We start from the raw sequence: 20350 nt of genomic DNA, 5'->3' as shown, positions 1-20350 counted from the left end.
CTCAGCTTCGCCTCGGCGCAGGCGGCGGACCGCATTGCCTTTATCCCGAAGCTGGTGGGCGTGGGCTTCTTCACCAGCGGCGGCAACGGCGCGAAAGAGGCGGGGAAAGATCTTGGGGTGGACGTCACCTACGACGGCCCGACCGAGCCGAGCGTCTCCGGCCAGGTGCAGCTGATCAATAACTTCGTCAACCAGGGCTATAACGCCATCATCGTCTCCGCCGTGTCGCCGGACGGCCTCTGCCCGGCGCTCAAGCGCGCGATGCAGCGCGGCGTCAAGGTCCTGACCTGGGACTCCGACACCAAACCGGAGTGCCGCAGCATCTATATCAACCAGGGAACGCCGGAACAGCTGGGCGGCCTGCTGGTGGAGATGGCGGGCAAGCAGGTCACCAAACCGAATGCCAAAGTGGCGTTCTTCTACTCCAGCCCCACCGTCACCGACCAGAACCAGTGGGTGAAAGAGGCGAAGGCCAAAATCGAGAAAGATCATCCCCAGTGGCAGGTCGTCACTACCCAGTTTGGCTATAACGACGCCACCAAATCGTTGCAAACTGCCGAAGGGATCTTAAAAGCATATCCGGATCTGGATGCGATCATCGCCCCGGATGCCAACGCGCTGCCGGCCGCTGCGCAGGCGGCGGAAAACCTGAAGCGCGAAGGGGTGGCGATTGTCGGGTTCAGTACGCCGAACGTGATGCGTCCGTACGTTGAGCGCGGCACGGTAAAAGCCTTCGGCCTGTGGGATGTCGTACAACAGGGCAAAATTGCGGTCAATGTCGCCGATCGTTTGCTGAAAAAAGGCGATCTTAACGTCGGCGACAGCGTGGACGTAAAAAATATCGGGGCGCTGAAGGTCGAGCCGAACAGCGTGCAGGGTTACCAGTATGAGGCGAAGGGCAACGGCATCGTGCTGCTGCCGGAGCGGGTGGTGTTCACCAAAGAGAACATCAGCAAATACGATTTCTGACGGGGGAGCAAATGGCTGATTTAGACGATATCAAAGACGGTAAGGATTTTGGCATCGGCACGCCGCAGGTCAACGTGCCGTTCACGCTGAAGGGCTGCGGCTCGCTGGACTGGGGCATGCAGTCCCGCCTGGCACGCATCTTCAACCCTAAGAGCAACCGTACGGTGATGCTTGCCTTTGACCACGGCTACTTTCAGGGGCCGACCACCGGCCTTGAGCGTATCGATCTCTCCATCGCGCCGCTGTTTGGTGAAACCGACGTGCTGATGTGCACCCGCGGCATCCTCAGGAGCCAGGTGCCAGCCGCCACGAACAAACCGGTGGTGCTGCGCGCCTCCGGCGGTAATTCGATTCTGGGCGAGCTGTCGAACGAGTGCGTGGCGGTGGCGATGGAGGACGCGCTGCGCCTGAACGTCTGCGCGGTGGCGGCGCAGGTGTACATCGGCAGTGAGTTTGAGCATCAGTCGATCAACAACATCATCAAGCTTGTCGATGCGGGCGCGCGCTACGGCATGCCGACGCTGGCGGTGACGGGGGTCGGTAAAGAGATGGCGCGTGACGCGCGCTATTTCTCGCTCGCCAGCCGCATCGCCGCCGAAATGGGGGCGCAGTTCGTCAAAACCTACTACGTGGACGAGGGCTTTGAAAAAGTGACCGCCAGCTGTCCGGTGCCGATTGTCATCGCCGGGGGCAAAAAGCTGCCGGAGCACGAGGCGCTGGAGATGTGCTGGCGTGCGATAGATCAGGGGGCATCCGGCGTGGACATGGGGCGCAACATCTTCCAGTCCAGCGCGCCGCTCGCCATGCTGAAGGCGGTGAAAAAAGTGGTTCACGAGAACTGGAACGCCCGCGATGCGTTCCAGTTCTGGCAGGAAGAGAAACAGGGAGGAGCAAAATGAACGTGACGCTGGTTGAAATCAACATTAAGCCCGAGCGGGTGGACGAGTTTCTGGAGGTATTCCGCGCCAACCACGAGGGGGCAATCAAGGAGCCGGGAAACCTGCGCTTTGACGTCTTGCAGGATCCGCGGGTGAAAACCCGGTTCTTTATCTACGAGGCCTATAAAGACGAAGAGGCGGTGCTGGCGCATAAGCAAACGCCGCACTATCTGGCGTGCGTGGATAAGCTTGAGGAATTGATGTCGGAGCCACGTAAGAAACGCAGTTTTGTGGGGTTGTTGCCGGAGTAACGGTACGGGTAAGAGGTTGTGTTGATTTTGTAGGCCGGGTAAGCGTTAGCGCCACCCGGCATTGTTCAGGCCAGCACCAGATCCGCAAGTATCGCAGCAAGCGCTTCGCGCGGCTCACCCTGAATAGCCTGAAGCGGGAAGGGGAGCGCGGGTGTTTCCACTTTCCCCAGCATTTCTGCCGCTGCCGCTACCACCCGCAAGCTGCCGTATCGACGGAACAATTCCCACAGCGGCTCCAGCCGCTCGGAGTGTGCCGTCTCTTTCGAACGCGCAATCGCCAGCGCTGTTTGCGGGAACAATCCGCCGAGCACCGAGTACCAGACGTCAAACCCGGCATGCAGGGCGGAGGCCGCTCGCCAGTCGCCGGCGATACCCAGCGTGACGGTATCAGGAAGACGAGCCCGTACCTGCGACAGGTCCTCCGGCACGCGGCCAAGCTTTATGGAGCCTATATTCGGCAGGGCCGCGACGGCAAATAACAATTCATCGCTAAACGAAAAACCGGTCGTGGCGGGATTATCGTAAATGCACAGCGGTACGGAGATCTGGCGGGTCACCGTTTCATAGAGATTAAACACTTCGTCTTCCGTTAATCGCTGGTACGACACGGGCGCCAGCAGCAAGCCGGAGACACCTGCCGATTGCGCGTCGTCAGCCAGACGCAGAATATCGTCCAGCCGTAATGCGCCAATGCTGACGATGACCGGAATGTCATCAGCATGCGCCACCGCGCAGCGTGCGACCCGACCGCGCTCTTCTACGGTAAGATAGGCATAGCTTCCCGTTGAGCCGAGAATGCCCAGAGAATCCACGCCAGCGTCGACCATGGGGCGCAGAAGATTAATGAAGGACTGCTCGTCAAACGTCCCCTCTTTCAGGGGGGTTAACGGAAAAGCGCTTAATCCGTGAAACATCGTGTTGTCCTCTTACAGCGTCAGCATCTTAACCTGAGCCGTGGCCCCCGGCATCAGCCGCTGCAGGTTGTTGACCAGCTCTTCTCCCGCCTCTTCCAGTGCCGCAAGCGGCATCGACGGCAGGCTTTCAAGAATAAACCACATAGATTGCGCCTGGCTGTCCAGACGGGTACGCACCCCCTGTCGCCAGTTCCAGCGGCGGCAGGTGACGCCGAGATTGTCGCGCCAGATAACTTCGCCTGGTTCCGGATGTTCCACCACTGGTTGTCCCTCTTTTAAAGTATCAAACGGCTCGCTGCCGTCGGCCAGCGTCAGACGCGGCGCACCCGAGTACGCCGCGAGATTTTCCCCACCCACCGGAATGGCATAGCGAATGCTCACTGCGTTATAGATATCCACCACCGGATCCAGCGACGGCAGCGAACCGTCTTTCAGCACCCGCTTACGCAGGGCGGTCGCCGAGCAGGGCGTGCGTTTCGGTTTCGCACCGAAGGCTTTAAACACCTCATCCCAGTCTGAAAGGTGTGCATCAGCCCACGGCACATCATCATTCAACATCTGCTGGCAGGCTTGCGCCAGCGCGGCGGGCGCTACCTCCGGGTGAGTAATCGGCGCAGCTTCAACCAGAATGCTCAGCGCCCGAAAGCCTGGGGCAATCCCGGCAAGACGCGAATCTATTGACGGCGTAACGAGAGACATAAATAATCCTGTATTGACTGTTTTATACCATGGTAGTGACCAATGACTGATAAAGTCAATATAATGACTGATTCGGGTGCCGATGTTGCCCAGGTAAGCCTGGCCGTGGCGAACCGCATCCGCAACTGGCGTAAAGAGAAAAAGCTGTCGCTGGACGAGCTGTCCCGCCGCGCCAGCGTCAGCAAAGGGATGCTGGTGGAGATCGAAAAGGGCGCAGCCAATCCCAGTATCGCCATTTTGTGCAAGCTGGCCGCCGCGCTCGGCATCTCCGTGGCGGATATCGTCAACGTCTCCAGCGAGCCGCTGGTACATGTTATCGAAGAAGAGGCGATTCCGGTGCTGTGGCAGGGCGCGCTGGGTGGACGCGCCAGACTGCTGGCGGGTACCGCGGGACCTGACATGATTGAGTTATGGCAGTGGGAGATGCAGCCGGGAGAACGTTTTACCTCTCCGGGGCACCCGGCGGGAACCTTTGAGCTGCTGCACGTAAACGAGGGCGTGTTAACGCTGACGGTGGATGAGGCGGTGACCCAGGTTAACGCTGGTGCGTCGGCGGTGGCGAAAACGGAAGCGTCGCACGGCTACGCCAATGAAAGCGATACCGTGCTTCGCTTCACCATGACGGTGGCGGAGTTTCACCGATAAAAAACTGCCGGGTAGCGTAACGCCACCCGGCGTTGATTACGCCTCTTCCACGCTCACCCGCAGCGCTGCGAGCGCTTTACGCGCCGCTTTCAGCACCTGCTCACACTGCTCAATCGTCAGCGTCAGCGGCGGTTCAATGCGGATGGTTTTCGAGTTGTTGAGCGTTCCGGCCACCAGCACCCGCTGGCGGAACATCTCGCTCGCGAAGCTGTAGCCGGTTTCGTTATCAATAAACTCAATCGCCATCAGCATCCCTTTCCCACGCGCGTCCTGCACCAGGTCCGGATACTCCCGGCCTAGCTGACGGAAGCCGTCCAGCAGCATGTCGCCTTTCTGCTCCGCCTGCGCGGGCAGGTTTTGCTCCAGCAGCACGTTGATGGTCGCCAGCGCGGCCGCACAGGCCAGCGGGTTACCGCCAAAGGTGGTGGTATGCAGGAACGGATTGTCGAACAGCACCGAGAAGACCTCCTCGGTGGCCACCGTCGCGCCAATCGGCATCACGCCGCCGCCGAGCGCCTTCGCCAGGCACAGGATGTCCGGCTGCACGTTTTCGTGCTCGCAGGCAAACATCTTGCCGGTGCGCCCCATCCCGGTCTGGACTTCGTCGAGGATCAGCAGGGCGCCAAACTCATCGCACAGCTGACGCACGGCGGGCAGATAGCCCTGCGGAGGGAGGATCACGCCGCCTTCGCCCTGAATCGGCTCCAGGATCACCGCCGCCACGTCATCGCCGGTCTTGCGGCATTCGCTCAGCGCGGTGCGCATGGCGTTGATGTCGCCAAACGGCACGTGGCGGAAGCCCGGCAGCAGCGGCATAAACGGTTTGCGGAAGGTGGATTTGGCGGTAGCAGACAGTGCGCCCAGGGATTTCCCGTGGAACGCGCCGCTGGTGGCGATAAAGGTGAATTTCCCGCGCGGCGACTGGTACGCTTTGGCGAGTTTAATCGCCGCTTCGACCGATTCCGTGCCGCTGTTGCTAAAGAAGCTGTACTTCAGTTTGCCGGGCGTTAAGGCCGCCAGCGTTTTCGCGAGCATGGCGCGAAGCGGGTCGAGCAGTTCCTGGCTATGGAGAGGTTGTTTCGCAAGTTGATTCTGTACGGCGGAAACCACAACTGGATTACGGTGCCCCACGTTGAAAATTCCAAAACCTCCCAGGCAATCGATAAACTCCTGTCCCTGGGTGTCGACAAGCGTGTTCAGACTTCCCGCTTGCCACTCTACGGCTCCGTAATCCCCGCCGGCGGTAACAGATTTGCGATACTCCAGAAACCCTGGATTGACGTGCTCTTTAAAGTAATCGATGACCTCTCGGTTAAGTTGTTTCATCTCCTCATGATCGAGCGTTCGCTTCTCAATGAGATTCAGTGCGTGCGCGGTACAGGCAAGAGCCGAGGCGCTGGAAGGTAACCTGTTCAAAATGTGCTCCCGGGGATCGCGTATCACATGATACTGAGTTAAGTATTGCAGGGATTACGCCACTTCAGATGACTTAACGAAAATCGGGATAAACGCCAGGTTAAAATAATGTTGCACAATATTTAATCATGCCGGAGCAACCGAAACGGGATTTAGCGGTACAGGAAAGAGAGGATAAATGAGGACGGAAACGCGCAGCTGCACTAAAGAAGTGCATTCGCTGCAACTTAAGTGGGCGTTAACGGGTCATGCTTTACAGGTAATTTCTTTACGAAAGTATTTGAAATCAATGAATTAAAAAATCGTACAAAAAGTATGGTTTAAGTCAAATCTGCGATCTCCATCAAGTTTAACAACTAAAGATAAATTGTTTACCGCCGAAAAAACATTGACCCACAAAATTAACATTCAAATAACCTGCAAGGGATGCCCACGATGTCCTCTCCAACCTATGTCACCCAGAATGAATATCCTCTGGACGATGACACCACCTTAATGTCTACCACAGACGTCCACAGCTACATCACCCACGCCAACGACACCTTTGTGCAGGTGAGCGGCTACCAGCTCGATGAGCTGACGGGCCAGCCGCACAATATGGTACGCCATCCCGATATGCCAAAAGCCGCGTTTGCCGATATGTGGTACACGCTGCAGCAGGGCGAGCCGTGGAGCGGGATTGTCAAAAACCGGCGCAAAAACGGCGACCACTACTGGGTGCGTGCGAATGCGGTACCGATGGTGCGCCGCGGGCAGGTGACGGGCTATATGTCCATTCGTACCAAAGCCACAGCGGAAGAGATTGCCGCCGTGGAGCCGCTCTACCGGGCGCTGAACGACGGGCGCTGTAAAAAACGTATTCATAAAGGGCTGGTGGTCGGAAAGGGCTGGCTGGGCAAACTGCCGGCAATGCCGCTGCGCTGGCGCGTGCGCAGCGTGATGGCGGTGCTCTTTGCCGTACTCGCCGCCACGCTGGTCGCGACCTCCGCCGGGTGGATGCCGCTTGCCGCAGCCGCGCTGGTAATGCTGCTGGGGACACTGCTGTTTGAGCAACAGATTGTCCGCCCGATAGAGAATGTGGCGCGACAGGCGCTGAAGGTCGCCACCGGCGAGCGCAACAGCGTGCAGCACCTGAACCGCAGCGACGAGCTGGGGCTGACGCTGCGTGCGGTCGGGCAACTGGGCCTGATGTGCCGCTGGTTGATCAATGACGTGTCGAGCCAAGTGGTGAGCGTCCGTGACGGCAGCGACAGGCTGGCGCAGGGGAATGAAGATCTGAACGATCGTACGCGTCAGACCGTCGCGAACGTGCAGCAGACCGTCGCGACAATGAACCAGATGGCCGCGTCCGTTCAGAGTAACTCCGAAACCGCCGCCGAGGTGGACAAACTCTCCGTGGCCGCGAGCAGCGCGGCAACGAAAGGGGGCAACGCGATGCAGACCGTCGTTAAAACGATGGATGACATTGCCGACAGCACGCAGCGAATTGGCTCGATTACCTCTCTGATTAACGATATCGCTTTCCAGACCAATATTCTGGCGCTGAACGCGGCGGTTGAAGCGGCAAGGGCAGGCGAGCAGGGCAAAGGTTTTGCCGTGGTCGCGGGCGAAGTCCGCCATCTTGCCAGCCGCAGCGCCAGTGCCGCGAATGATATTCGTAAACTGATTGATGCCAGCGCCAGCAAGGTGCAGTCCGGCTCTGAGCAGGTACACGCCGCAGGCCGTACGATGGATGATATCGTTGTGCAGGTGAAAAACGTGACGCAGCTTATCGCCCAGATCAGCCACGCGACCTCCGAGCAGGCAACCGGACTGTCAGAGTTGACCCGCGCGGTGGCTGAACTCGACAGCATCACGCAGAAAAACGCCGACCTGGTCGAGGAGAGCGCCCACATTTCTGCGATGGTGAAGCATCGCGCCGGACGCCTTAAGGATGCGGTGACTGTGCTCCATTGAGTCAATAATGTCCCGGAAAAGCCGTTTATTCCGTAAGGAATAAACGGCTTCTTATTTTCTGGTTGTGACTATTAATGTATTTTATTGTTAAGTTCATATTAAATAACTAAAGAAAGTGCTTCAGTTATTTATTCCTGCCTAAGTCAATTATTCAGAACTCTATTTTGAAAAATACCCATCTGGTGGTCTGGTAACGATCGATGGAGCAATATTAATAGTCTCTACCTATCCATTGTGACGGTTATGAAATAAAAAAACGATCAAACTCATAAAGTTAGCGAAATCGTTACCGATAACAGCGATCGTCTGAGAAATAATCACATCGATGGAGAAAATATGTTCTTACATGACGTAAAGATCGGCACGAAATTATTTCTGGCGTTTGGATTCTTTATTGTCCTGATGGCGATCAGCGCGAGCCTGTCTCTGCTGAGTCTGAACCGGGCTAGTAACGGGATGCAATCCATTATTACCAGTGATTATCCGACCACGGTAAAAGCGAACCAGTTAATCGATAACTTCCAGGAATTTATTAGCACGCAACAGCTGATGCTGCTGGATGAGCAGGGTACCTACACGGGGCAATCTCAGCAGCGCCTGAAAGAGATCAGCGAGCACATCACGGTGATCCTCGGCGAGCTGAACAACGCGCTGCAGGATCAAAAGTCTCAGCAGGTGCTGGCGGATATCCGCAGCGTGCGCCAGCAGTATCTGGACTCGCGCTACCGCATTTTGCAGGCGGTGCAGAACAACAATCGTGCGGGCGCTATTCAGGAGATGATGACCACCACCCTCGCCGTGCAGCAGGCTTATAAAGCGAAGGTGAAGGAGCTGATTACGATTCAAAACAGCGAGATGCAGAGTGCAGGGGCGCAGGTAGAAGGAGATTTTAGGTCTAACCGCCTGCTGCTGATCCTGATCACGCTCTTTAGCGTCGTGGCAGGCAGCCTGATTGGCTGGTTTATCGTGCGCGCTATCACACGTCCGCTCGGCGAGGCGGTGCATTTTGCAAAAGCCATTTCAGAGGGCGATCTGACGGGAAGCATCACGCCGCACGGCAAAGACGAAACGGGTCTGCTGCTGCATGCGCTGATGGAGATGAAGACGCGACTGTTGGACATTGTGCAGCAGGTGCAAACCGGCTCGGAGAATATCTCCAGCGCAGCCGCGCAGATTGTCGCCGGGAACCAGGATTTGGCCGCGCGCACGGAAGAGCAGGCAAGTTCTGTCGAACAGACCGCTGCCTCGATGGAGCAGATCACAGCGACGGTGAAAAATACTGCCTCGCATACCGGGGAAGCGACCAACCTTTCGGCCGATGCCGCCACGGTGGTCAAAAACAACGGTGAGATGATGAAGCAGGTGACCAGCAAAATGCGCCTGATTAACGAAACATCGAACCGGATGTCCGACATTATCGACCTGATCGACGCCATTGCGTTCCAGACCAACATTCTGGCGCTGAACGCGGCGGTGGAAGCGGCGCGCGCCGGCGAGCACGGACGCGGCTTTGCGGTGGTGGCCGGTGAGGTTCGCCAGCTTGCCCAGAAGAGCGCGTCGTCTGCCAGCGAAATCCGGGAGCTGATTGAGAGCTCCACCAGCCAGACCCAGGACGGGATGAACCTTGTCGAAAAAGCGAGTGGGCTGATCAACGGGATGGTGGGCAACGTGGAGGAGATGGACGTGATTCTGCGGGAAATTCGCCAGGCCAGCCACGAGCAGACGGAAGGTATCTCGCAGATTAACAGCGCGATTGGCCTGATTGATGCCACCACCCAGCAGAACTCCGCGCTGGTGGAAGAGTCTGTGGCTGCGGCGGCATCGCTTAACGAACAGGCGATGCACCTGAAAGAGCTGGTACGCGTCTTCCGCGTGAGCGAGCACGCACCGGCTTAATCCAGCTGGGAGATCTCCAGCGCCGCGCGGTCAATCACGCCGATAATCTGCTTAAGCTGCGCGTCGCTGAGCTCTCCCTGGTTCACCTTCAGGTCTAACACCGCTTTGAAGTTATCCAGCGCCCGCTTCATCTGCGGGTTTTTGCGCAGCTGAAAACCGACGCTGCGCGCTTTGATACGCACCTGGATCTGTTCCAGCTGTTCCCGGTTTTCATCCAGCCAGCGCTGTCCTTCTGCGGTAATCGCAATGCGCTTACGTCCGCTCTCTTCTTCCGTAATGGTGATAAAGGTCTGATCCTGAAGATAATCCAGGGTTGGGTAGATGACGCCTGGGCTCGGGGTGTAATTCCCCTGGGTCAGGTTTTCAATCTCTTTGATCAGTTCGTAGCCGTGGCTCGCGCTACGGGTCAGGATATCCAGAATCACCAGCCGCAGATCGCCGTGGCCGAAAAAGCGCGGTCGGCGCCCGCCGCTGTCGTGTTCGTGTCGCATAACAGGTCCTTTAATTTGATATATCTAAACTATATCTAAGATATATTCAGATGCAATCTAAAAGATCTTGCATTTTTCATTATTAGTAATCATTATCATTTGAAAATTGATTTAGATATATCGTATTCACCAGCAAAGGGTCTAAAAATGGCATCTACCCGTTATCCACAGCGTGTTCGTAATGACCTGCGTTTTCGCGAGCTGACGGTGCTCCGCGTTGAGCGCGCCAGCGCGGGTTTCCAGCGCATTGTTTTAGGCGGCGAGGCGCTGGAGGGCTTTAGCTCCCGCGGTTTCGACGACCATACCAAGGTCTTTTTCCCGGCACCCGGGATGACGTTTACGCCGCCGGTGGTCACCGATGAAGGCATCGACTGGGGCGACGGCGTGCGTCCGCAGGCGCGCGACTATACGCCGCTCTACGATGAGGCAAATCATGAGCTGGTTCTCGATTTCTTCATTCATGACGGCGGCATTGCCAGCAGCTGGGCGGTCGAGGCGAAAGCGGGCGACACGCTGACCATCGGCGGCCCGCGCGGTTCGCTGGTGGTGCCGGACGATTACGCCTGGCAGCTGTACGTGTGCGATGAATCCGGTATGCCCGCGCTGCGTCGACGTTTAGAAAGCATTGCTAAACTGCCGGTTCGCCCGGAGGTTCATGTGGTCGTGACGGTCGGGGACGAATCTTATAAAGACTATCTGGCGCACCTGAGCGGGTTCAATATCACCTGGGTGGTGGGCCACAACGCGCAGGCGGTTGCAGACCACCTGGCGGCGCTGACCGTTCCGGGGGAAGACTACTTCATCTGGTTGACCGGAGAAGGGAAGGTGGTGAAAACGCTGAGCCGTCAGTTTGAAACCGACGCGATTGACCCGCAGCTGGTGCGTGCCAGCGCATACTGGCACGCCAAATAATCAGGCGGCGGAATCCAGCTGCGCTTCGTTCACCTGATGTTCGAGCGAGGCGCGGACCTCGTGCAGCGCTTTCTCCTGCTGAGCGAAGTACGCTTCCATATTGTTGAGCGACGAGACCAGCAGCCAGGACTCCTCTTTCTCCAGTTCCGCCAGCTCGTTCACTAAAATGTCGATTTGCTCGCGGACCTGCGCCATTTTTTTGCGGATACGTTCCAGATCGTTCAGCCTGTCGCTGGCCATCAATGGCTCGAAGCCCTGTTGCAGACGGGCCACCAGCGAGCGAATGGCTTTCACATCGCCGCGCTGCTTCGCCTGGTTTAGCTGCACCATCATGCTGTTGGCTTCTTCTTTCAGATCGTCCGCCACCAGATCCGGGTGGCAGAGCTTGCTCGCCTGCCGCCAGAGACGCTTGAGTTCGTTCTGGTCTTCTTCCGAAAGATGCTTACCTTTGCGCAGCCGCACTTCGGCATCATGATGCTGCTCGCGATACTTGTCGTACTCTTCGTTCGCCTCGTCGCGCGCCTGACGCGCAGGCTCCTCTTCGCGCGTTAAGCCGCTCTCCAGCTCCAGCGCTTCGGCCAGCAGGTTGGCAATCAGATTGCTTTGCTGTTCCAGATGCTTACGCGCCTCAGCGGCCTGTACGGAATCGGCCGGGAGATCGCGCCAGCGCTGGGTGAGCGTCGCCAGCACCTCTACCGCCTGCGCCATATAGTGCTGGCAGCGACGGTAATCTTCCTCGCGACGACGCGCTTCCGCCTGCTGACGACGCAGGTTTAGCTCCGCCAGGGTTTTACGCAGGGCGAGGATCTGCTGCATCAGCGGCCCAAGGCGGGAAAAATAGAGATCGTTAAACTCATCAAGCTGCTGCACGCGGGCGTTGCGGCGGTCAATCAGATCGCGCAGACGCTCTTCCAGCGCCTTCAGCTCCAGCTTGCTGGCGGCCACCTGCGGGTCGCGCCACGGGGTGACGGCGCGCTGGCCCTGCAGCCAGGCGGTAATGGCCGCCATGGCCGCGGTGTAGTTCTTCTCCTCAAGCGCCACGACGATTGCCTGTAGCTCATCGTCAAACGCTTCATTTTTCAGGCGTGTCAGCTGGCTCTGGATGATGTCGTCATCTTCCAGTTCAATGGCATTTTTAATGATTTCTAGCCGTTTGATCGGTGTGCTCATGATGCCTTTCGCTTTGGCGCTTAAGTATTTGAGTTAAGGTTAGTTGTTGTAAAAGCTACAGGAAATAATACACACGGATGATGATCGGCGCGATGGGGGATTTCTTTAGTTTTGCAGTTTGTGACGTGGGGAAGTGAGCAGGAGCCTGTAAGGTGGAGGGTGAGGATAGCTCCGTTTCCTGCTCTACCTGTGAAACCATTCTTGGCTATGGGCTTTGCAGTTCCTTCAACGCGCCTTGTGCGGCATTCTCAATCTGATTGCAGAACGCTTTACCGCCTTCGGGACAGCTATCCGTGGCGTTTCTCACGACTTTATCGAGCTCGCGATCGTTCGTGGTCGTATCGATGTGATTAATCATCCATGACTCAAAAGCGCGATCGTTTACAGATAGCTGCATGAGTTGATGGGAGGTCTTCCAGTTGTTGGCTAACAGCCCGACAATAGTCGCTGATATCCCTTCTGCGATATATCCCTCATCACACTGTCTGTAATTTTTGTAAAAAGAATGGATGCCTTGCCAGTCCTGAATGGCAGAGGCTGCGTTATCTGCCTTGTCCATTTCTTCAACAGAAGTACAGTCATTTGCATAAGCCACGTGCGATATCACTAACATAATCAAAAACAGCTGCATCGTTTTCATATCAAGTTCATTCCCGGTGGGATATAGATATTTTCAAATTTCTGCGTCGCACTCATAGCCGAGCAGCCGCTGTTATTTGATACGGTGATGGTTGAAAGGGAGGATTTAGCCATGTGCTCTTTTATTTTTGGATAAACTGGAGTGATATGTAGTTTATTATTTAATGGTTCAAAGATTAAGCGCTCAGAAGAGCGCTTGTTATAATATGATGCTAACGTTTTGAGTCCTTATCCTTTTCTTGCTTAACCTCATTGATTACATCGAGCATATTGCTTAAGCATTCTCTTGCTGGGGAGCCCGCTTTCTCCAATGCTGGTTTAGCCTTTGCTAAATAGGTTTCAACCTCCGCATTAGTGCTGTGTATCATCATCGGTATGCTACATATCAAAGTGGTTCCAAACCGTTGCTGTAAAGGGTCTGGGTTCAACTCAAATTGATTGGTGACATTCAGCACTAATTCTGGGGCGCGGATAAGCGCCATGCTGATGGCGGTCGCCAACTGTTCAGCATGCTCGTCATCCAGATTATCACCAGTGCTTTTAATCTTCGCTGGTAATGCCTGAATAGCTGCCATGTCAGCGCTGGACACCAGCTTAATATAGGTTATCCAGTCACTCTCTGACGCTATACAGGAAGCCGTAAGAATGCAGGTAATTAGAGAAAACACGTACTTTTTCAACGAACTACCTCAAGCGTACGATCTGACGAAAGAATTATTTTAGAGCGAATGTGAGGTCCCATGATAATGCAGCCCTCTGATGCAAAACCAGGAATGGCTGGTGCCTTTTTCTCACCATGGATGCGAAACAGCGATCGCCCATAGCTCTCACCAGAGGTTTGTTTGAGGTTAATTGTCATTGGCCCCCTTGAGGATGTATGGCCTCCTATGCGATACGTTCCGCGTGGTAATGGTCCCATCCCCTTAACGTGCTGACGGTCTGGATTATTTTTGTTTGTCAGGTTTCCGGAATACCCTGTGCCAATAAGTTTACCTTTATGCCACAGTTCACCGGTACTTTGGTAGTAGGTCCATGCCATGAGCTATTCCCCTTATGCCGCGCTGCGTTCTTTCCAGCTATCGGAATGGACAATGTTACCGTCCAGATATTTCCATGTTATTTTTTCATATGTCATTTCTATGGCTTCCATATGATCATAATGTGTGAAGTCGGGATCCTTCACATCTTCCATATAAGGCACAATGCAGGTAATACGTGCATTTTCCATAAAAATATTAAAATATTCTTCTTCCTGCCCTGCGTGGTTGATTCGATAAAATTTTAGCTCAGCAGATTTAAGAACGCTTCCCGTACTAACGATCTGATAAAGGTAAGGACTTGAGACGTCTTGCGCTTTTGTAAAAACAAAGGGAGAATGTTGGCGTGTGGCTGTTATTTTTCCGGAGTAATCATCTGTAGGTATCTCTACGCCGTGTGACAGTCCGGTTATTTCAATGCTACCTTCGCGTCTATGTACATCAACGCTACCTTTTAACTGTTTCCCTTCTTCGCTGTAAAGCCAGAGATAAACTGGTATAGCCATTCTGGTTAACTCCATTTATTTAATTAATTTCTCTGACCTTACTCCTTCATGATTTTTCTGTTTGTAATATTTCGTGTCACTACAGTTACATGCATTCATTGGTTGAATGAAGTAATAAAAAATATAATTTCAAAATATATATTTTTTTATGAGTGTTATAAGCCTGATTAAACAAGAACAGAGAAGCGAATTATACGGACATATAATTCGCTTCTCTGTATCGGTTTATCTTGCGGCAGATCCACAGCCACGAGGGGGGGATGAAACATCCTCAGCTTACTTCGCTATAGATCCCCACCACACGCCCTACCGTTTTAATCTCGTCGATACCGCACTCAAACGGAACCTTGCCGCCCGCCACGTGAAGTTTTTTACCCGGCAGCAGCGTCAGGTCGCGGATGCTGGCGGTGCCTTCAATCTCAACCAGCCACAGGCCGTCGGTTAACGATGCGTCTTTTTCGATAAAGTGCAGCTTCCCCTCCGCCCGGACGGCGATGCCGCGCGCCAGCGGTTTGCTAAAGAAAGCAGAGTCGATACTCAAAATGGAATTTTCTTCCAGTCTCCCGTCACTGAGTGTGAATGTCGAAACTGAAACGGGATCGCCCGGCACGGGGTGACCTTCAAACTGCGCCCCTTGGCCGGTCATCAGCCAGCGAAGGCTCGCGCCGGTGTCCAGCGCGCACTGAACCGCAAAGTCGTAAGAGACGGTACCGCGCGCGTAGCGGTTCTGAAGCGAGCTGGCGGCGATATTAAAGTGCCGGGCCAGCTGGATTTTCTGCGTGAAACCATATACCTGACAGATTCTATCGAGTAACTCTTCATTATTCACTTGAGAATCTAAGATCAAAATATATTCCTTTGGGTGTTTACTAATACTCAATTGGGTATTAATATCATTACAAATTCGCGCAATCAGCGGCAGACGTTGGCAAACAGAGGCTAATGATTGCAGACAGTATCAAAATGGGAATCATGCAGCATGGCTTCTGAAATCGCAATCATCAAACGGTGGAAAAAACCGTGCTACACCCGTTTTCAGCACATTAGCGTGCGTGAATTTATGCGAGGGGTGATATGGCGATAGAAGCTGCCCGTGCAAGGGTTCCACTTAGCGTGGGAGCGCGTCTTAACGGGCTTAACCACGTCGCTGAACTGCGCGCCCGATACGGGAGCGATAGCGGAAAAGAGCTGGCGCGGTTTATGGCCGAGCTGCGCGATAAGCGCGATCCCTGTTTTGAGGAGAACTGCAGGGCGCTGGCCGCCCTCTTTTTCCTGGCGAGATTGCCCGTCGCCCGGCATGAGTGCGATATCAGCGAGCTGACGACCGAAGAGAAACGGGCGCTGATTAACGCCATGAACCATTTTCGTGCTGTTGTGAGTTTATTTCCTGAACGGCTGACCATGCCGATATAACCCAACCCAAAAACTAATGGCGTAAACCCGCCGGGCATCCTTTTGCCTGAATTTAAGGAGAACGCGTGATGCGAAACAGTGAAAACCGCCCTTATCCGATCGGAAGTGAAGAACTGAAACGCCTGCTGGCAGAGGCAAAAACGGAGGAACGATGCGCGCGAGCCCTCGCGGTCTCCCTGCGCCTGGAGGCGCTGGCGAGCCATATCTACAAAACCAGTATGAGCGGAGAGGACGTTGCCGAACTGCTGTGCCACGAAGCGGCTCGCTACGAGCGTGAATCCCAGGAGTTGCACTGATGGCCGATTTTATCGATCTTGCCCAGGCGCGCGAGCAGGAAGACAGAGAGCGCCACATTAATAGCGCCCGCAGACGACCCGCATCGCCTTCGCGTTTCTTCTGCGAGGAGTGTGAGGCTCCAATACCGCAGGCGCGCCGTATGGCGGTGCCCGGCGTAGCCCTGTGCGTAACCTGCCAGGAGATCGCAGAGATGAAAAATAAACACGTCCGGGGAGGATGAGTTGGCGACGTCATTTGCTTATCCGTGGAATGCCCCACGGTCGGCCATTGCCAGCCCTTATCTCACCCATGCCCAACAGCAGTGCCGCGATCGCTTCTTCGCGGCGCTGAAGCAGGCAAGAATGGCTCTTTCACAGCAGCCTGACTGCGTGCGTTTTGAGGTCTGGCGCGCGGTTGACGCCCTCGAACAGCATCGTGGCAGCCCGCAGGCTAACGCCTTTTTGATCCGCTTCTGCAAAAGAATGTTACCTCGCCTGCGGCGGGTCTCTGAACGCTATGCCTGCGCAGGTTTGCATGAAGCAGTCTCCCGAGCCGTGTTTGACGGCCATTTCGATACCCAGCTTCTGCAGTACCTTGCCTCGCGAATGGTCGAACTGGTTGCCCGCTATAACCGTCTGCCGGATATGTCCCGCGCGGACATCGACCTGCTGGCCGCCGATATCGCCAGCTTTATTCGCGGCGAGCTGGCGAATATTAACGATGCTGAGATGGGCGAATACCAGACGCTGTACGTCTGGTATCAGCGCGCCGGACTGATCGCCCGGCAGTTCAACGTGTCGCCTCCGCACTGGGAGCGCGTGTCGAAGACGTGTTTCGACAAAGATGACGTTGCCGCGGCGGTGATACGCATGTTTTCCGAGGCGTGGTGGCGCGGACGTCTGCGTCGGGTCGCGGCTGCCTGGCGCGAGCATTTGCAGATTGCCCTCGGCAACGTCAGCAAACGGAGAACGGCGTATGCGAGCAAACGCTGCGTGACCGAGTGGCGCGAGCAGAAGCGCCGCACCCGCGAATTTCTCAAGGGCATGGAGCTGGAAGATGAAGAGGGCAACCGCATTAGCCTGATTGAAAAATTCGATAGCTCGGTGGCCAACCCGGCGATACGACGCTGTGAACTGATGACCCGCATTCGCGGGTTTGAAAATATCTGTGAGGCGCTGGGCTATGTGGGCGAGTTCTATACCTTAACCGCGCCCGCGCAGTATCACGCGACGCTGAAATCAGGTTACCCCAACGCGAAGTGGAACGGGGCCAGTCCGGCGGAGACGCAAGGCTACCTCACCCGGCTGTGGGCGCGCATCCGCGCAAAGCTCCACCGTGATGGGATCCGTATTTTCGGTATCCGCGTTGCGGAACCCCATCATGACGGTACGCCCCACTGGCACATGCTGATGTTTATGCTGCCGGAAGATGTCGAATGTGTTCGCCGGATTCTCGGGGACTACGCGCGGCAGGAGGATGCCGCTGAGCTGCAGAGCGAAAGCGCCAGACAGGCGCGCTTTCACGCGGACGCGATCGATCCGCAGAAAGGCAGTGCTACCGGCTATATTGCCAAATACATCTCAAAGAATATCGACGGCTATGCGCTCGATGGCGAGACCGATAGCGAAAGCGGCGGGCTGCTGAAGGAGACGGCGTCCGCCGTGTCGGCCTGGGCGGGGCGCTGGCACATTCGCCAGTTTCAGTTTATCGGCGGCGCGCCGGTAACGGTCTACCGCGAGCTGCGACGTCTGGCGGATCCCGAGGCCGCGCGCGGTCTGAGCGTCGAGTTTGCTGCCGTCCATGAGGCTGCCGACGCCGGCGACTGGGCGGGATACGTTACTGCACAGGGCGGCCCGTTTGTGCGTCGCGATGATTTACAGGTGCGCACCCTGTATGAGCCGGGCGCCGGGTTTAACCAGTACGGCGAGGAAACGGTCCGCATCCGCGGCGTGTACGATTCTGCCGTTGGCGCGGGCAGCCCAATTATAACCCGACTCACGCAGTGGAAAATTGTGCCAAAGCGGGCCGCGGATCTTAAGGACGCACCTGTATCCTCTCGGAGTTCTGTCAATAACTGTACGCAGACCGATCTTTCTCAACCCCTCAGCAGGCGTGCGAGGCGGGCGTTAACCGAACGCATCAAATTCATCCGCCCTGGCGCGTCGTCGCCCATCGTCTTCGCGAGCGACCCGCAGAACGGGGTTCCGGAGAAGGTGATCGATGAGATACGGCTCGCCACCGGAATCGCCATCAGCCGTGGAGAGGCCCTGCATCTTATGGCTGGCGGCGTTAGCCGCTTTAACGACAAATGGTGCAGAGGCGCAGCTGACGGATCGCTCTTTCCGGCAGCGCGTTCTTATCAGCACAAGGCGCGGAAAATCCTTGAACGTATTGGCTATTTAACGGATCTCTTTGCTCAGAGAGCCCGCTAATCTCCATCCATATCATGTACATACCGTGAAGGGTTCTGATTTTTCGCTTCACTCTTTTTATGAATACGTGCTACTGTATGTTTATACAGTATCTCGTGGTGGAGGTTGTGTGGACAGAGAGTTGAACGAGCAGGTCATGATTGAACGCGTCGAGATGATTGCGCGACTGACGACAGAAGGAACATGTCAGGAAAGAGATCGTGAGATTGCCCTGAATTTGATTGCTGAGATTGCGCGGGGAAATTTAATCAAGAACAACGCATTTACCGTTGTTTTCTCAGCATCGCCTGTTCCGGAACGAATCAAAAAAGAGGGTAACGTTCGGGTGAACATTACGCTCGATAAAGATCAGCAGATTGGCCATGCCGTCGTTGAAGCCTTTCAGTGCGAACTGACCCGCAGAATACGATCCCTGTTTCCGTCATCGCGGGTGAGCGTGAAAATAGGATCGGTGACGGGAGTCGAGCTCCAGGGGCTTGAAGGAGAGGCCGATCGCGAAATGCTGGATAATATTCTCCGGGAAGTCTGGGAAGACGAGAGCTGGCGTTAGCCCAGCGTCATAGCCCGAACGTACACCCTCATTCAGATTTTGCGCTTTCGTCGACCCACGCTTCGCTGCTTGTGGACGGTCTGTTGTGTCCGAGATTGTCCATCCGTCAGCGATAGCGAAAAGACCGCCGGCCCGGGAAACTCTACAGTACCTGGTAACCGGATGTTGGGAGCGTCTGATGAAGATCTATGCAATGCAGGGGGACACGCTTGATGCCGTTTGCGCCCGCTATTATGGGCGCACGGCTGGCGTCGTAGAAGCCGTTCTGAAGGCCAATCCTGGCCTCGCGGAGTTAGGCGTTATTTTGCCTCACGGCACGCCGGTAGAGATGCCGGAGGTGAATAGCGCCCCCACCAAAGAATCCGTAAACCTATGGGACTGAGCCTGGAGAAAATCACCACGGTGATCGCCTACTGGCTGGCCGTGGCGCTGGCCTGGTTCGGGGCGATGTCTCCTGAAAAGGTTGCGCTGTACGTGGGGAGCCTTTGCGCCATTTTTACCGCGCTGACGAATTACTGGTTTAAGCGCAAAACCTGGCGCTACCTCCAGTCTCTGGGCCTCGATAAGAAGAGCATTCGTGAACTCAATCATTAAGCGTTGCAGCGTCGCCGGCGTGCTGGCCCTGGCGGTGCTGATGCCTGACTTTCGATTACTAAAAACCTCCCCGGAGGGGCTGGCGCTGATTGCCGATCTCGAAGGATGTCGCCTCTCGCCCTACCGGTGCAGCGCTGGCGTATGGACGTCAGGCATTGGTCACACGGCAAACGTCGTGCCGACGCGGGACATTACCGAGCGTGAGGCCGCGGTAAATCTGGTCGCTGATGTGCTCAACGTTGAGCGTCGTCTGGCGGCGTGCGCGCCGGTGGAGATGCCGCCGCGGGTCTACGACGCGCTGGTGAGTTTTTCCTTTAACGTCGGCGCAGGCGCCGCCTGCCGTTCGACTCTGGTCTCCTTTATCAAACGTAAACAGTGGTCACAGGCGTGCGGGCAGCTTACCCGCTGGGTGTACGTCAACGGCGTCAAAAATACCGGGCTGGAAAACCGTCGTGTCCGCGAGCAGGCCTGGTGCATGAAGGGGCTGCCATGAGAGTCCTCATGCTGATGCTGGCCGGACTGCTGGCGATCGCGCTGTGGCTTCGTCATGACAACCAGACCCTGTCCCGTTCTTTAGCCACGGCCAACCGGGTCGCCAGCGAGCAAAAAACGGCCCTCGCCACGCTTAACCAGCAGCTGTCCCTGT

At 55.9% G+C, this 20350-nt stretch carries 25 protein-coding genes; 15 read left to right on the top strand and 10 right to left on the bottom strand.

Features of this window, described 5'->3' with window-relative positions; translation table 11 throughout:
* From lsrB to lsrG, 3 genes are all read left to right on the top strand, one after another.
* Nucleotides 1-969, top strand: a 969-nt coding sequence (lsrB, locus tag DOU50_RS05350) for an autoinducer 2 ABC transporter substrate-binding protein LsrB (RefSeq protein ID WP_148768963.1), incomplete at its 5' end; no start/stop codon positions are given.
* An 11-nt stretch (nucleotides 970-980) separates the two neighbouring features.
* Nucleotides 981-1868: a 3-hydroxy-5-phosphonooxypentane-2,4-dione thiolase gene (lsrF, locus tag DOU50_RS05345; protein WP_061716445.1), complete on the top strand. Its 888-nt coding sequence runs from the start codon at nucleotides 981-983 to the stop codon at nucleotides 1866-1868.
* A complete protein-coding gene (gene lsrG / locus DOU50_RS05340) occupies nucleotides 1865-2158 on the top strand; it encodes a (4S)-4-hydroxy-5-phosphonooxypentane-2,3-dione isomerase (RefSeq protein WP_003862606.1) in 294 nt (97 codons plus the stop codon). The genes lsrF and lsrG overlap by 4 nt, the downstream gene beginning before the upstream one ends.
* A 65-nt stretch (nucleotides 2159-2223) precedes the next feature.
* Here lsrG and DOU50_RS05335 read toward each other — a convergent pair whose 3' ends face one another.
* The gene (locus tag DOU50_RS05335) at nucleotides 2224-3072 is read right to left on the bottom strand and encodes a dihydrodipicolinate synthase family protein (RefSeq protein WP_148768962.1); all 849 of its coding nucleotides are present in this window, start codon (nucleotides 3070-3072) and stop codon (nucleotides 2224-2226) included.
* A gap of 12 nt (nucleotides 3073-3084) precedes the next feature.
* A complete protein-coding gene (locus DOU50_RS05330; protein WP_061716447.1) occupies nucleotides 3085-3771 on the bottom strand; it encodes a B3/4 domain-containing protein in 687 nt (228 codons plus the stop codon).
* A gap of 42 nt (nucleotides 3772-3813) precedes the next feature.
* On the opposite strand from DOU50_RS05330, the gene DOU50_RS05325 reads away from it, so the two are divergent.
* Nucleotides 3814-4416, top strand: a complete 603-nt coding sequence (locus DOU50_RS05325; protein ID WP_032650312.1) for a helix-turn-helix domain-containing protein — start codon at nucleotides 3814-3816, stop codon at nucleotides 4414-4416.
* A gap of 36 nt (nucleotides 4417-4452) precedes the next feature.
* Here DOU50_RS05325 and ygjG read toward each other — a convergent pair whose 3' ends face one another.
* The gene (gene ygjG / locus DOU50_RS05320; protein WP_048992627.1) at nucleotides 4453-5832 is read right to left on the bottom strand and encodes a putrescine aminotransferase; all 1380 of its coding nucleotides are present in this window, start codon (nucleotides 5830-5832) and stop codon (nucleotides 4453-4455) included.
* 435 nt (nucleotides 5833-6267) lie between these two features.
* Here ygjG and DOU50_RS05315 point away from each other — a divergent pair, with 435 nt between their 5' ends.
* Together DOU50_RS05315 and DOU50_RS05310 are read left to right on the top strand one after the other, a co-directional pair.
* On the top strand, nucleotides 6268-7788 hold the full coding sequence (locus DOU50_RS05315) for a PAS domain-containing methyl-accepting chemotaxis protein (RefSeq protein ID WP_032650310.1): 1521 nt from the start codon (nucleotides 6268-6270) through the stop codon (nucleotides 7786-7788).
* A 336-nt stretch (nucleotides 7789-8124) separates the two neighbouring features.
* Nucleotides 8125-9684: a methyl-accepting chemotaxis protein gene (locus DOU50_RS05310; protein ID WP_148768961.1), complete on the top strand. Its 1560-nt coding sequence runs from the start codon at nucleotides 8125-8127 to the stop codon at nucleotides 9682-9684.
* Here DOU50_RS05310 and DOU50_RS05305 read toward each other — a convergent pair.
* Nucleotides 9681-10175: a PadR family transcriptional regulator gene (locus DOU50_RS05305; protein WP_090418780.1), complete on the bottom strand. Its 495-nt coding sequence runs from the start codon at nucleotides 10173-10175 to the stop codon at nucleotides 9681-9683. The two genes, DOU50_RS05310 and DOU50_RS05305, sit on opposite strands and share 4 nt — an antisense overlap.
* Nucleotides 10176-10322: 147 nt before the next feature.
* Here DOU50_RS05305 and DOU50_RS05300 point away from each other — a divergent pair, with 147 nt between their 5' ends.
* A complete protein-coding gene (locus DOU50_RS05300) occupies nucleotides 10323-11087 on the top strand; it encodes a siderophore-interacting protein (protein WP_148768960.1) in 765 nt (254 codons plus the stop codon).
* Here DOU50_RS05300 and DOU50_RS05295 read toward each other — a convergent pair whose 3' ends face one another.
* The 6 genes from DOU50_RS05295 to DOU50_RS05270 all read right to left on the bottom strand — a co-directional run bounded on the left by DOU50_RS05295 (nucleotide 11088) and on the right by DOU50_RS05270 (nucleotide 15286).
* Nucleotides 11088-12257: a DNA repair protein gene (locus tag DOU50_RS05295; RefSeq protein ID WP_148768959.1), complete on the bottom strand. Its 1170-nt coding sequence runs from the start codon at nucleotides 12255-12257 to the stop codon at nucleotides 11088-11090.
* A 205-nt stretch (nucleotides 12258-12462) separates the two neighbouring features.
* Nucleotides 12463-12897, bottom strand: coding sequence for a hypothetical protein (locus tag DOU50_RS05290; RefSeq protein ID WP_048991070.1), 435 nt, complete (start codon nucleotides 12895-12897; stop codon nucleotides 12463-12465).
* A gap of 211 nt (nucleotides 12898-13108) precedes the next feature.
* Nucleotides 13109-13576 carry a hypothetical protein gene (locus DOU50_RS05285; protein ID WP_061716450.1) on the bottom strand — a complete coding sequence of 156 codons (468 nt, stop codon included), beginning with the start codon at nucleotides 13574-13576 and terminating at the stop codon, nucleotides 13109-13111.
* Nucleotides 13573-13935, bottom strand: coding sequence for a tlde1 domain-containing protein (locus DOU50_RS05280; RefSeq protein ID WP_071994439.1), 363 nt, complete (start codon nucleotides 13933-13935; stop codon nucleotides 13573-13575). The genes DOU50_RS05285 and DOU50_RS05280 overlap by 4 nt, the downstream gene beginning before the upstream one ends.
* A gap of 12 nt (nucleotides 13936-13947) precedes the next feature.
* On the bottom strand, nucleotides 13948-14439 hold the full coding sequence (tssD, locus tag DOU50_RS05275) for a type VI secretion system tube protein TssD (RefSeq protein ID WP_048991077.1): 492 nt from the start codon (nucleotides 14437-14439) through the stop codon (nucleotides 13948-13950).
* A gap of 271 nt (nucleotides 14440-14710) precedes the next feature.
* Complete coding sequence (locus DOU50_RS05270) at nucleotides 14711-15286, bottom strand: phage repressor protein CI (RefSeq protein ID WP_024906433.1); 576 nt, start codon at nucleotides 15284-15286, stop codon at nucleotides 14711-14713.
* A gap of 227 nt (nucleotides 15287-15513) precedes the next feature.
* Between DOU50_RS05270 and DOU50_RS05265 the strand changes: the two genes are divergently transcribed.
* The 8 genes from DOU50_RS05265 (at nucleotide 15514) to DOU50_RS05230 (ending at nucleotide 20197) form a co-directional block, all read left to right on the top strand.
* Nucleotides 15514-15852 (top strand): DUF5347 domain-containing protein, encoded by a 339-nt coding sequence (locus DOU50_RS05265; RefSeq protein WP_024906434.1) that lies wholly within the window; start codon nucleotides 15514-15516, stop codon nucleotides 15850-15852.
* Nucleotides 15853-15920: 68 nt separating this feature from the next.
* Entirely contained in the window at nucleotides 15921-16148 is a 228-nt protein-coding gene (locus tag DOU50_RS05260; protein ID WP_148768958.1) for a DUF2732 family protein, read from the top strand.
* Nucleotides 16148-16369: a TraR/DksA family transcriptional regulator gene (locus tag DOU50_RS05255; protein ID WP_048028939.1), complete on the top strand. Its 222-nt coding sequence runs from the start codon at nucleotides 16148-16150 to the stop codon at nucleotides 16367-16369. The genes DOU50_RS05260 and DOU50_RS05255 overlap by 1 nt, the downstream gene beginning before the upstream one ends.
* Nucleotide 16370: 1 nt before the next feature.
* Nucleotides 16371-18560 carry a replication endonuclease gene (locus DOU50_RS05250; RefSeq protein ID WP_148768957.1) on the top strand — a complete coding sequence of 730 codons (2190 nt, stop codon included), beginning with the start codon at nucleotides 16371-16373 and terminating at the stop codon, nucleotides 18558-18560.
* Between the two features lie 109 nt (nucleotides 18561-18669).
* A complete protein-coding gene (locus tag DOU50_RS05245; RefSeq protein WP_024906437.1) occupies nucleotides 18670-19110 on the top strand; it encodes a DinI-like family protein in 441 nt (146 codons plus the stop codon).
* Nucleotides 19111-19288: 178 nt separating this feature from the next.
* Nucleotides 19289-19492: a tail protein X gene (locus tag DOU50_RS05240; protein WP_148768956.1), complete on the top strand. Its 204-nt coding sequence runs from the start codon at nucleotides 19289-19291 to the stop codon at nucleotides 19490-19492.
* Nucleotides 19483-19704, top strand: a complete 222-nt coding sequence (locus DOU50_RS05235; RefSeq protein ID WP_023309247.1) for an HP1 family phage holin — start codon at nucleotides 19483-19485, stop codon at nucleotides 19702-19704. Before DOU50_RS05240 ends, DOU50_RS05235 begins: the two co-directional genes overlap by 10 nt.
* The gene (locus tag DOU50_RS05230; RefSeq protein ID WP_148768955.1) at nucleotides 19688-20197 is read left to right on the top strand and encodes a lysozyme; all 510 of its coding nucleotides are present in this window, start codon (nucleotides 19688-19690) and stop codon (nucleotides 20195-20197) included. The genes DOU50_RS05235 and DOU50_RS05230 overlap by 17 nt, the downstream gene beginning before the upstream one ends.
* Nucleotides 20198-20350: the final 153 nt, after the last annotated feature.

It is taken from the genome of Enterobacter sp. C6, assembly GCF_008122455.1.
GTDB classification, from domain to species: domain Bacteria; phylum Pseudomonadota; class Gammaproteobacteria; order Enterobacterales; family Enterobacteriaceae; genus Enterobacter; species Enterobacter pseudoroggenkampii.
This window is presented reverse-complemented; position numbering and strand designations above follow the sequence as displayed.